The organism is Pseudomonas laurentiana, from assembly GCF_014648275.1.
GTDB lineage: Bacteria > Pseudomonadota > Gammaproteobacteria > Pseudomonadales > Pseudomonadaceae > Aquipseudomonas > Aquipseudomonas laurentiana.
This window is the reverse complement of record NZ_BMQU01000004.1, coordinates 156373-169356: the sequence shown is the minus strand read 5'-3', so window position 1 is coordinate 169356 and position 12984 is coordinate 156373. Positions and strand designations below refer to the sequence as shown.

General features: G+C 64.5%; 5 protein-coding genes and 1 pseudogene. All 6 read right to left on the bottom strand.

Annotation, left to right across the window (positions count from 1 at the left end):
* Positions 1-22: 22 nt before the first annotated feature.
* On the bottom strand, positions 23-8116 hold the full coding sequence (locus IE038_RS06115; protein WP_189395316.1) for a DUF4347 domain-containing protein: 8094 nt from the start codon (positions 8114-8116) through the stop codon (positions 23-25).
* Between the two features lie 90 nt (positions 8117-8206).
* Positions 8207-8818, bottom strand: coding sequence for a phage tail protein (locus IE038_RS06110; RefSeq protein WP_189395315.1), 612 nt, complete (start codon positions 8816-8818; stop codon positions 8207-8209).
* Positions 8819-8863: 45 nt separating this feature from the next.
* Entirely contained in the window at positions 8864-9202 is a 339-nt protein-coding gene (locus tag IE038_RS06105; RefSeq protein ID WP_163939657.1) for a DUF6916 family protein, read from the bottom strand.
* Positions 9199-9696, bottom strand: a complete 498-nt coding sequence (locus IE038_RS06100) for a GNAT family N-acetyltransferase (protein ID WP_163939655.1) — start codon at positions 9694-9696, stop codon at positions 9199-9201. Before IE038_RS06100 ends, IE038_RS06105 begins: the two co-directional genes overlap by 4 nt.
* Before the next feature lie 131 nt (positions 9697-9827).
* Entirely contained in the window at positions 9828-11927 is a 2100-nt protein-coding gene (locus IE038_RS06095) for a site-2 protease family protein (RefSeq protein ID WP_189395314.1), read from the bottom strand.
* Positions 11924-12928, bottom strand: a pseudogene (locus IE038_RS06090) (efflux RND transporter periplasmic adaptor subunit); the annotation flags it as partial. The gene IE038_RS06095 and the pseudogene IE038_RS06090, both read right to left, overlap by 4 nt.
* Positions 12929-12984 lie beyond the last annotated feature (56 nt).

The window sequence follows — 12984 nt, the reverse complement described above, 5'->3', positions numbered from 1 at the left end:
TTTTGTAAGTGTGTGCTGTACTTCATGCCCGCTTCCCGATCTGTGTCGGCTGAGCCAGGGCCATGGCCAACTCGCGCACGTGGCGCTGGTCGGCTTCGTTGATTTGATGCAGTTGCTGGCCGAAGGTCGGTGCCCCGAACACGCCGCGCAGCCCCTGATTGAGGTCGCTCTGTTTCCACTGGCTGCCGTTGAACACGTTCATCTCACTGACACCCGGTACATCGCGACTGAAGATGCCGGCGAAGGTGCTGCTACCGAACACGCTGCCCTCCCCGCCACCAAAGCCGCCCTGGCTGCCGCCGATGCCGCCGTCGCTGCTGCCGAAGACCTGCGCGATGAAGCTCGGCGCGCTGCTGCCGTTACCGAGGAAGATGGTGCCCAGCGGCTGCAGGCTGCCGCCCACGGTGCGGACATCGAACAAACCTGGAGCGACCAGTGGCGACACCGCGTCAGTGGCCACGAAGCCCGGCACCTGAGGCTGCACCAGCGCCGTTTGTGGCGTGTTGAGGGTGTCCGGTGGGTTGAGCCGAAAATTCAGATCACCCGCACCCTGCGACTGGACGGTCTGTGGCTGGAGCGTCTGCGGCTGGCCAACCAGCGACACCGTAAGGTCGTTGCCGACCTGGTCTTGGATGCCGCTGTTCAGCGCATTCAGGCTCAAGGCCAGTGTGCCCGCTCCACTCATGCTGCCGACGGTGATGCGATAGGTTTGGGCGTCGATTTGCTGGACCGACTGCACCGTGCCGCTGGCACTGCCGGTACTGATTACGCTGAAGTCGTTCAGGTCGACACCACTGACGGCCTCGTCGAAGGTCAAGGTGAAGTTCAGCGTGCGGTCGGTCGGTTGTACCGGGCCGTCGACAACGATGCTGGAAGGACGTGGTGCCTTGGCATCGACGAGGATTCCACGGGTGTCACCGACGTTGTTCAGACCGGCATTGGCGTCGTTGCCGCTGGCATCGCGGATGCTGCCGCCATTGAGGTCGATGGACTGCGCCACGGCGAAGGTGGTGTTACCGGACATACCGCTGGTGACGTTCAAGCGGAACACCAGGCCATTGCCGCCAGAACCCGACAGGTATTCGGCGTAGACCACGCGTCCGTTGTCCAGGGTGATGGCCAGGCGCGGGTTACCATTACCGTTGTCCACCAGCACCGCTTCATCGGTGCGTACGGTGAAGTCCAGGGTCTGGCCGGCGACATAGGTGCCGTTGGACGGGACATCGACGCCGGTGACACTCGGAGCCACACGGTCGATGGCGTACGTCGCTCCGGTCAGGCCGCCGGTAACCGAATTGTTCGCGGCATCGACGATGCCGGTTCCGCTGCCATTGAGGTTCAGCCCCAGGTTGCCGACACCGCTCAGGTTACCCACCACGACAGTCCAGGTACGACCGTCGATGCGAGTGGCGCTGGTGATCGTACCGTTGGCAGTGCCGCTGAGAGCCAGCACGAAATCGCCGGTGTCCACACCGCTGACATCTTCATCGAAGGTGATGGTGAAGCTGACCGAACCGCTATTGGTCGGCGAAGGATCGACAGTAACGATACCGGTGGGCGACGGTGCCACTGTATCCACCAACACGCCCGCTGTGCTGCCTACGCTGTTCAGCGTCAGGTTCATGTTGTTACCGGCAAGGTCAGTGAGCGGCTCGCCGCGCAGATCGATGGTATTGACCGCGATGCCGTTGTTGTCATTGTCGCCGGCCTGCACCACGTACTGGAACACCAGCGCCGAACTGCCGCTGCCGGAAACATAAGTGGCGTAGCGGGTCACGCCGCCCACATCCAGCGTCAGGCGGGGCGCCAGCGCGCCGGTCTGCAGCGCTTCGCTGGCGTTGACGGTGAACGTCAGCACATCGCCGGCCTTGTAGCTGCCATTGGCAGGCGTGGTGACGCTGACCACGGTCGGCGCCACCCCGTCGATATTGACATTGGCGGTGCTGGCGATGTTGTTCAGGGTGACCACGGTGTCATTGCCGGCGGTGTCGCGCAGCGTGCCGCCGTTGAGCTGTATCGCACCGCCCAGGGTGACGCCATTGCTGTCCAGCTGGCCGCTGGCAGCGGTCAGGCGGAACACCAGAGCACTGCCGCCGGAGCCGGACACATAGTCCGCGTAGACGGTGCCACCGGTATCCAGGGTCACGGCGATGCGCGGCACGCCACCGGTGGTGTCGACCACCATGTTCTCGCTGAAATTGACCGTGAAATCGAGGTTCTGCCCGGTGATGTACGTGCCGTCCGACGGCACGCTGACGCTCGCCACCACCGGTACCACAGCATCGACCACGATATTGCTGCGACCACCGAGGGAGTCCGCGCCGCCCACGGTTGGCAAGGTCAAAATGGCCAGGTCGCTGGTGGCGTTGGCCAATACTGCGCCGTTGAGCTGCAGTGCCGCCGTGCTCTGGAAGTCCAGGTCGGCGCTGACGTCACCGGCCTGCACGGTGTACTTGAAGACCAGGGTGTTGCTGCCCGAGCCGCTCTGGTAGACCGCGTTGCGATCGATCAGCCCGGTTTCCAGCAACAGGCTCGGGACACCGCCCGTGAGATCGACGTTGACCGCCTGATCGAAGACCACGTTGACCAGGACCTCGTCACCGATCTTCACGGTCCGGTCCAGGCCCTGTGCGGAAACGCTGGTGACCTTGGGATTGAGCGGAATCACGCTGATGGCGATGGTGTCGATATCACTCTTGGCTCCGCCGGAGCCGCTATTGCCCAGGTCGTTGCTCTGAATGGTCAGGTTGGCGTTGCCGAGGAAGCCGGTATTCGACTTGAAGGTCAGGGTTTGCAGCACGGCATTGATATTGGCCTGGGTGCCCTGGAGGCGAATAACGGTATTGTCGGTGCCGCTGCCGATCACCAGGGTCACACCGCTGGTGTTGCCCAGGGACATGGTGCCGTTGACCGAGCTTAGGGTCACGATCATGAGGCTGCTGCCGGCATCCACGTCGCTGATCGAGATGGCGTTGCCATTGGCATCGTTGAAGGCCAACGGAATGCCCTGCTGCGCAGTCTGCGACGCGGGGACACTATTGACCGGCGCATCGTTCACCGCCGTGACGTTGAGGGTCACGGTCTTGGTGTCGGTTTGCGGGCCGCCGCCGGTGTTGCCGTTGTCGTTGATGCTCACCGTCAGGGCCACGCTGCCGGTGGCGTCCTGGGCGGTCTTGTAGGTCAGGTTGCTGGCGGCGATGAAGACGTTGATATTGGCCAAGGCGCCGGAAAGCGTCAGTACGCCGGTGCCGGAGCCAGTGACGATGACACCACCGCCATCGGTAGCCAGCAAGGTGCCGCTGGGGACCGAAAAGCCCACAGTGACGCTGGCGCTGCCGGCATCGACATCGCTGAAGCTGATGCCACTGAGCACGCTGGCGACATCCTCGGTGACGGTGATGCTCCCCGGTACGGTAACCACCGGTGCATCGTTCACCGGGTTGACCCTGAGGGTCATGGTCTTGGTGTCGGCACTGATGCTGCCGGTGTCGACTGCAATCGTCAGCGTGACATCGGCCGTGGCATTGGCCGCAGTGGTGTAGGTCAGCCGGTTGCTGGCGATGAAGCTGTTGATGGCGGTCAGGGTGCCCGTCAGGGTCAGCGCGCTGGAAGTGCCGCCCACGGTCACGCCAGCAGCACTGGTGGCCGCGAGGCTGCCGGAGCCGACACTCAGCGTCACGGTGCCACTGGTGGAATCCGAGTCGCTGATGCTGATCAGGTTGATCACCGAGGCGACGTCCTCGACCACCACGGTGTTCGCCGGTGCAGTGATCACCGGCGAGTCGTCCACGGCGGTGACGGTGATGTTACGGCTGAACCCCGAAGAGTCCAGGTTGCCGTCGTTGACCTGGAATTGCACGGTGCGGGTCGAGGTCGAGGGCGCATCCGACAGGTTGGTGTAGGTCACCGCCCGCAGCGCCGCCTGGAACTGCGCCAGGCTCGCCTGGTTGCCAGCAGAGGTCAGGGTCAGGGTGCCGGTAGTGGCGTCCCACGACGCGGTGACATTACCCATGGTCGCCGGATTGGAAATGAGCTCCAGATAATCCTGGCCGTTGCTGTAGTTGCCCGAGACACGCACGGTGGCAGAGGCGATGACCGGGCCGTCCGCATCGGTAATGGTCAGGCCGCTATCAATGACCACCGGGATCGACGTGGTGTTGTTGCCCTCAGTCCAGGCCACGTTGCCACCCGTGCCGTTGAGGGTCGGTGCATCGTTAACCGCAGTGACCACCACGCTGGCGGTGTCGGTCGCGGTGGAGAAGGCCGAGGTGCCACCGGACGCGCTGGTGCTCAACTTGACGCCCTGGAGGCCGGCGGTGCCGCCGGTCTGATCCCAGGCCTTGTAGGTAATGGTCGCGGTTTCGCCATGGATGCCGTCCGGGACGAAGCGGACCCTGTCGCTCGGACGCAGGATCAGCGCGCTGGTGCTGGAGACGGTACCGATAGTGTTCCAGGTGGTACCCGCGTCGATGCTGTACTGCCAGGTACCATAGGTGGAGGTCAGGCCAGTAATGGCGATGCCCTTGACCGCACCGGTATCGACATCGGTGGTGCCACCGGTTAGGGAACCGACCAGATCGCCGAAGTTGGCGGTGGACGAATCGGTCAGCGGCGACAGGGTCGGCGATACCGGGGTCATGACCGGTGCGTCGTTGACCGAGCTCACCACCAAGGTGGCCTGGGCGGTGCCGGTGGAAAACGCGGTGCTGCCACCGTTGGTGGTGGTGTCGCCCAGGCTACGGCTGCCGGCGGTAGACGCGGTGCCGGTGGAGCGGTCCCACGCGCGGAAGGTGAAGTTGACGCTCTCGCCATTGGCGCCATCGGGGATGTAGCGCACCTGGGTGGTGGCGCTCAGCAGCAAGGCACTGCTGCTGGACACCGTACCGAAGTCGGTCCAGTTGCTGCCGTCGGTGGAGTACTGCCAGGTGCCGCGACCGGAGGTGGCGGTCACCGCGATGCCGGCCAACGCGCCCGGATCCACGTCGGTGTAGCTGACGTTGCCCAGCACGCTGCTGACCAGATGGCCGCTGGTGGCGGTGTCTTCGTTGATCCCGGTCATCACATAGGGGCCGCCGCTGAGGGTCGGCGCATCGTTGACCGCGACCAGGGTCACGGTGCTGGAAACACTGACCGTGCGGGCATCGACCCCGCCGTTGGCAGTGCCGCCGCTGTCGCGCACGGTCTCGACGGTCACTACGCGCGGCGAGCCGGAAGGCCCCTGGCTGTCGTTACGGTAGGCCATGCTGTTGAGGATACTCTGCGCGGTGGCTGCGCTAATCCCGGCGTGGGTCACGGTGACGGTGGCGGTGCTGCCGCTGACCGATACCTGAACGGTGGTGCCATTCCCACTGGTGGTCACGTTGGTGGCATCGGTCAATGTCACGTCTGTGCCATCGATGACCAGCTTCTCGAAGCTGCCGTTGCTCAGGTTGGTGATGGAGAAGACCATCTGGTTGATCGACTGCCCGGGTTCGACGGTATTGACCGAGGCGCCACTGAACAGCAGCACGGCGGAGCCGCCCTCCGTGTAGGTCGGGGCACTACCGGTGACGCTGACGACCGGCGCATCGTTGACCGCGGTGACGTTGACCTGCACAGACGCCACGCTGCTGGTACCGCCTGCGCCGTCGTTGACGGTGATCTGCACGGTGCGGGCCGCGGTGTTGGGGTTATCGAGGTCGGTATTGCGGTAGGACAGGTTGCGCAGCAGCCCGCTCACCGCTGCCGGGGTCGCGGCGCTGTTGAGGCTGATCACCAGAGGGTTGCCCAGAGTGCCACCCGCGTAGGTTCCAATCACTACGCCGCCATAGAGGACATCGTTGCCACTGGTGCTGATGCTGCCGGCGCCATTACCGTCGGTATTGATCCACAGCACGTCCTGGCTGGCCTGGCCGTTGCTGATGGTCACGGTGACGTTGCCACCATTGAAGTTGAGGCTGTCGGCGTCGGTGACACTGGCATTGCTGCCAGCGTCGAGCAGTGTACCGGGGGTGCCTTCGGTGAAGGTCACGCTGTCGCCGTTGAGGTTGCTGATCACCGGTGCCTGGACGCTCGACGTGTTGAAATTAAGCGCGGTGTTGTTAGCGATGCCCTCGTAGGCCTTGCCATCGGTGGAGACGAACGCCTTCGGCGAAATGCGCACCGCATAGGCGGCGCCCTGGTCGAGGTTGCTCGCCGGATTGATGGTCCAGGTAGTGCCGGAGCCGCTGACTTCCACGCTGGAAGCGGCGATGGTGGTGACCTGGCCGTCGCTGAGGCGCACCAGCTGGATAGAGCCGGAACCCGGGTTGACGCTGCGGTCGAAGGTCAGCACGATGTTGGCGCCCGGCGATACGTTCAGCGTGTCGTCCGCCGGCGTGGCACTGATCAGTTTCGGCGAGCTGCCGCTCTGCCAGTAGACACTGCCGGCGACATTGAGCGAGCTGGCGAACATGTCCAGGTCGCCATCGCCGTCGAAGTCGCCGACGCGATAGTTCTGGCTGCTCATGTTGACCATGTTCAACCCTTTGATCGGAGAATCCGCGTCCTCTTTATCGAGCAGGGTGAAGGTCGGGTTGCCAGTGCCGTCGGTACCGTCGTTGCGATAGAACTGCCAGTCGTTGGGGAAGCCGCTGAACTGGAAGAGGATATCGGCATCGCCGTCGCCATCGAAGTCGGCGACCACGTAGCGGGTCTGCGGCAGCGGGCTGTTGATGCCGACCAGGCTGCCGGTGGTGAACACCCCGTTGTCGTTGCGGAAATAGGTCATCGAAGTGTTGGCGTACAGGTGGATCAGGTCCACGTCGCCATCGCCGTCGACGTCGGCGATCCGGTACTGGTACAGGATGAAGTCAGGCAGGGCGACGTTCCTGAATGGTGAACTCGCATCGGTGATGGCGATGTCGGTCATGTTGCCGTTGCCGTCGTTCATCATTACCCGCCAAGGGGCGTTGGGGCTGCTGGTGGTCTGGTACAGCAGGTCGGCGGCGCCATCGCCATTGAAGTCGCCGACGATGGTGCGGTTGCCGTACAGCGGACCACCGCTGATGACCTCGGGGGAGAACACGCCATTGTTGTTGCGGAACAGGGTCAGTTGCGGTCCGCTGATGGCAGCGACCAGCAGGTCGGTGTCGCCGTCACCATCGAAGTCGGCGGCATGGTAGTTGACGCCATTGGTAGCCGCGCTCGGCAAGCTCATGCCGGAGAACGGCGAACCCGCCTGGTCGGCCAGGAACGTAAGGAAGGTACCGTCGGCCTGGCCCGCCGCGAAGCGCCACACGTTGGTGTTGTCCTGGTAGAGGATGTCGTCGCGACCGTCGTTGTTGAAATCCCCCACGACCATGCGCATCAGGGAAGCGGCGGTAGGGCCCAAGACCGGCGAGGAGGGCTCCTGACCGCCAGTGAAGGTAACCGCCATCAGGCTGTCGTAGGTGGTGAGATTCAGCGCACTGGTCTCGATGCTGCCGCTGCTGCGCTCCAGGGTCCAGTTGCCGCCCAGCGCCGCAGCGCCGGTATCATCCACCGAGGCGGCAACGTCGGCACCGGTGATCGACGCCAATTGATTGAGGAACGCCTGCCCCTTCTCGCCCTGCCCCACATCGCAGCCGTAGAGCATCAGGTCGCCGTCGGCCTTGAGCGCGGCGCCGATGCTTTCCAGGGCAGCGCGGTGCTCGGCGAGGTTGTTGCTGGCCAGCCAGACATTGCCCATCTGCACCGTGCCGTCCGCGCCGTGGGACAGCAGGTGGATGGCGTCCAGGCCCTCGCGGCCCTTGAGGTAGTCGGCCATCTGCTGCAGGCCGTCCTTGTTCGGGTCGAGGACCACGATTTCGGTATTGGCCGGCAGCCCCTCAAGCAGTTTCCCGGCATTGCTGACCTGGCTGTCGACGAACACCACTTCGTGGCGTTGCCCGCTCTGCCCGGTATCGGCCGCCGCAGCCTGCGCCGGGCTGGCCTCGTTGCTGGAGGTGCTGTCCTTGGCCGCGTCGACGGTAGTCTGGGCCGCGGCATCCTGGGCGACTACGCCCACGGACGCATCGAACATGATCCGCGGTTCCAGGGCCATCAACAACGGAGCCTGGCTGGCGTCGATGGACTGCGACTGGACAGGTTTGCGCGAGAAGCGTTCGATGAATTTCATGCTGCACCTCCTGGAGTGCTACCGCGTCGCCAACTCCGGCGCCGCGGACAAAAAAGTGGCGGTGCCCTGGGGCACCGCCGGTTGTCGCCGTTAGTTGCGGCTCGGGAAAATACCCTGCAACGCGATGATGAAGTTGACCGACAGGTACGGGTTGAGCAGCGAGTACGGGGTGCTCTGGCCGCTGATGGAGGTCTGCCCGGTACCGGCAGCGGTCACCGCTGGCGCCGTCAGGTTGACCTTCGGAGCCGGCTGGCCATTGGGTAGCACACCACTGTGGTACAGGTTGAAGGTACCGCCCTGGCCGTCGTCCGGGATCGCCAGGTAACCGTTGGCCAGCGGCGTCGAACTGGTGGCCGGAGCATTGACGGCCTGAAGGGCCGCCGCGCCATTGACCGTCAGCGAGACGGTGTGGGCATGCTGGGCCAGGGTCGAGGCCAGCTCGGTCATGGCGATCGCACCGCCTTGCTGCCCCATGGCGTAGGCCGGCAGACCGGCGCCCTGGCCGAAACCGACCGGGATACGGCTGCGGAAATCCGGCAAGGCAAAGGTGTTTACACCATCACCGCCATACGTCGTGCCCAGCACCGCGAACAGCGCAGTGTTCTGGCTCAGCGGCAGCAACTGCCCCTGGCACATTGCCCATCCATAGGGGTTGAAGTTGAACCCCACCATCCTGATTTCACCCAAAAACGGATCAGCCATCAGACTCTTCCTTACGTTGACTAGCGTGGTTTGGATTTCGGCAAATCAGGGAGCATCGCCTGCCTCGCGACGGCGATGGATAACGGCTTCGAGTACATGACGACCATCCGGCTCGGGTGCCATCGGCGTCATCAGCAATGTCCAGGGCTGCTCGCGCCCCGGACCGAAAAGGTTGAACACCTCTTGCGGCAGGCTCACCCCATGGGGCAATGCCAGCAACAGCGAATAGCATTCGTGGTCCTGGTTCATCGCCACGCCTTCGCGGACCTGCAGCAGGTTGACCTTCAGGCCCTGCTCGGGGGTGAGTTGCAGCACAAAACCGTCGGGATCGGCGTCGCGCAATTCCTGCAGGCCGGGGATGGCGGCAAAGGTCTGGTCGCTCATGACACTTTCCTGGAATCAAGGCGGGCGTCGCGGCGCAGTTTCAGATAAACGCCGGAGTCGCCGCAGACATAAAAGCCCAGTCGGCCATACAGCCGCTGTGCGGGGTTATAGGATTCGACGAAGAGTTCCACGTGCAGGCCCTGTTCATCGGCCCGGCGCAATTGCGCCTCGATCAAGGCGGAGCCAATGCCCTGACCTTGGAATTCGGGAAGCAGGGTTATATCGATCAGATTAAGGGTGGTCGGCCCCCAGAACAGGTAAAGACGGCCGATAGCCTGCCCATCAAGTTCGATGATCAATAATTCCCCATCGGAATAATGGGCTTGATAGTAAGCATGCTGAGCATGGAACTGCTGGCTGAGAAAAGACGCGATGTGCTCGGCGGGCCAGCCACTGCGGGACATCTCCTCGGCGCGTGAACCGGCATAAAGGCGCTCGATAAACGCCATATCGTCTGAATGCAGGGCACGGAGGGACACGGCTTCTTTCGGCATCGATACTGACTTCCCTGTCTGGATACGGCGGCGAGAAACGTTGCGAACTAACCGTTAGTGTGACGTGGGTCACGCTTCCTTGCATGGCTAATTGACAGCAGATTAACGCAATCTGCCCTACCATCGCACTACTAAAATCCACTTTCTCTCACACCGATTGCCGCCATACGTCGCCATGCCGCGGACAAGAGCGATTCGCGCTTTCCATCCAGCACCACGAGGCCACGCAAAGGGTGCGAAAGTTGCTCGGGTGCACCGTTTTCCAGCACGAATTGGGCACCATATTGCGCCTGCAATGGCTGCGCCCTCTTCTCTTCGTCACGCCGAATCGCAATAGGGCCGTGATGGTCCGAGACCAGCGCCTCCTGATCGATGTAGGCCACGCCATTGGCGTCCACCGAATCCAGGGTTACCGGCAGGGAATCGCGCAAGACATCGTCGGCGACGAAATGCCCGGCGGTACCCGGCGCTACCCGCCACAGATCGGCCTCGGCCAGGTACCCGCGCAGCCGCAAGCCACCCTCGGCGACCTGCGCCAGCGGCAGTTCTGTACTGACCCAGCGCCCGGAAGTCAGGTTGTTGGCCAGGTCGCGCACCGTTCCCGCATGGGGCGCGCGCAGCACCAGACGTTCACGCTGCGCGGCCAGACCACGGTACTCGGCCACGGCTTCAGCCAGGCGCTGCTCAAGGATGCCACTGTCGGCCGCGGTTTCGCTGCGACCGGACTGGCGGCGCAACTGCAATTGGAGAATCTCGATCTCGCGCCTGCAAATCGCCATGCGTGCGTCCAGGTCAGGTGACGCCAGAGTCACCAGCACCTGGTTGGCCTCGACCCGCTGGCCGTCCGCGACCAGCACCTGGTGAACCTGCGCCGCAGCCGGCGCATGCAGGGCACTGAAACGCGAGGCCTCGAGCATCGCCGGGACTTCCACACCACTACGCCATGGCAGCACCAGCACGGCCAGCAACAGCGCCAGGCCGGCGCCCAGGAACAGCACCTTGCGCGGCTGAGCCTTGTCCCGGTGCTGCCACCAATGCTGCCATTCGCGCCAGACCGGCAGGCCGATGAACCACACCAGTTCGACCAGCATCAGGAAGATGCCGAGCACCTTGAAGAACAGGTGATACACCGCCAGGGCGATACCGAAGAACAACGCTGCGCGCCAGATCCACGAGGCATAGCTCCAGCACAGCAGGCGCCGGCGCAGCGTCGGCGACCAGTGCTCGGGCATCGGCTCGCCATAACCGAACAGCTTCTCCCGCAGGTGCCAGCGGCCCAGAGCGAAGCCACGGCCTTGCAGGTTATCCACGCCCCACAGGTCGCTGAGCAGGAAGTAGCCGTCGAAGCGCATCAACGGGTTGACGTTGATCGCCAGGGTGGTGATCCAGGTCGCGCTGGCCAGCATGAAGGCCGCCGTGCGCCCTGCCCCGTCCGGCAACAGCGACCAGGCCAGCAGGGCGATGCAGGCCAGAATCAGCTCGGCGAGCACGCCGCCGGCACCGATCAGCAGGCGGGTACGCCGGTCCTGCACCCGCCAGGCGTCGCTGACATCCGTATAGAGCATCGGCAGCAGGACCATGAAGGCCACGCCCATGCTCGGCACCCGGCAGCCGGCGCGCTTGGCCATGTAGGCATGGCCGAACTCATGGCAGAGCTTGGCGAAGCCGAGGGCAATGGCGAAGGCCGCCATGCCGCCGAGGCTCAGCAGATGGGGGAAGGTCGCAAGAAAGCGCGCCCAGTCGCGCATCACCAGGAACAGACCGAGCAGCAGCACGCTGGGCAGGCCGTAGCGCAGCAGGTTGCGGCCGTTGCGCTCCAGCCAGGGCCAGGTGCGGTTGAGGAATGCGTCCGGACGCCACAGCGGAATGCGGAAAAACAGGTACTTGTGCAGGATCTGGGTCCAGATGCCCTGGCGCTGAGCGGCGGCCTTGGGCGCATAGCTGGCGCGCTGTTCCTCGTCCACGGCGCTGACCAGGTCATGACCCCGCAGGAATCGCAGCAGCTCTTCGACGTCTTGTCCGGTCAACGGCATGCCCGGGTCGGCATTGGCCGCGTTCAGCACCCGTTGCGGATCGCCCTGCGCCCAGTGGCGCAGCAGGCGCATGGCCGGCGCACCGAGCTTGAAATACTTGCCGCGCAACGGGTCGGCCAGGGTCCATTGCGGTGCCCCGTCGAGCCCCGGCGCACCCGCCGAAAGCTGCAGGTCGGCGCGCAGTGCTGGCAGCATCACAGGCCCACCGCCTGGCGCAGGGCCGCCAACGGCCGGCGCAGCACGTACAACGCCAGCGGTGCGCGGTCACCGAAGACCTTGGCCGTGCCGCGCAAGCCGATCCGGGGCGGCGCGGCATCGAAGGCTGCGTCGAGCCGGTAGGCCAGTTGTCCAGCTGCTGTGCTCTGGGCCTGGTAGGCGGCACGTTCCAGGGTTGCGCCGTGGCGGTTCAGCGGATCGCTGTCGAGAAACAGCGCCACTTCGGCGCCCTGTTCGAGGCCAATGGCGTCGGCCACCGGCAGTTCGATACGCAGTTCGGCCTGGGCCGGGTCGGCGATTTCAAGCAGGCGTTCGCCGGTGCGCACCGGCTTGCCGACCCAGCGCTGGGCATCGGCGAATACCGCGAGGCCGTCGCGCTCGGCACGGACTTCGCTGCGCGCCAGCAGCTCACGGGCGTAATCACGCTCTGCACGTTTTTGTTCGACGCGCGCGGCCAGCAGATCGAGCCGGGCACTGGAATCGGTATCGGAAAACGCCCGCTGGGTATTGGCCTTGAGTTCGGCCTCGGCAACCCCGAGGGTGCGCTCGGCAACATCGGCCTGGGCCTTGAGGCTGGTGGCGTCGAAGCGCACCAGCACGTCCCCGGTTTTCACTGGCTGGTTGGGCTTGACGAGGAATTCGGCGACCACGCCATCCAGCGGCGCGGCCACGACCTGACCATTACGCGGCACCACTTCGGCCGGCGCCAGCACCGACTGGCGTACCGGCACCAAGAGCACCAGCAACACGGCAGCGGCAATGGCCCAGCGTGTCCGCGCCGGCCAGCGCAGGCGCCACGGTTTGCCCGGTTGCAGAGCACGCCAGGCGTGGCTGTAGCAATCGCCCAACTGCGCCAGCAGGGCTTGTTCGGCGTCATTCCAGAGAGTGTCGCGGGCCAGCCAGAGACCGCCGAACACCTCGCCCTCGCGGTTTTTCAGCGGCAGCCAGAAGGCATGCGGCGCCGACAGTGCCTGCCAATCGTCGCGGCTGGCCTGGTCGAGGTCTTCTGGAGGCACAACGCCGGGCAAGGCAAAGCGCT

Coding starts and splice junctions, on each gene's coding strand:
- IE038_RS06100 (WP_163939655.1), bottom strand. CDS start 9,696: ATGCCGAAAGAAGCCGTGTCCCTCCGTGCCCTGCATTCAGACGATATG.
- IE038_RS06115 (WP_189395316.1), bottom strand. CDS start 8,116: ATGAAATTCATCGAACGCTTCTCGCGCAAACCTGTCCAGTCGCAGTCC.
- IE038_RS06110 (WP_189395315.1), bottom strand. CDS start 8,818: ATGGCTGATCCGTTTTTGGGTGAAATCAGGATGGTGGGGTTCAACTTC.
- IE038_RS06105 (WP_163939657.1), bottom strand. CDS start 9,202: ATGAGCGACCAGACCTTTGCCGCCATCCCCGGCCTGCAGGAATTGCGC.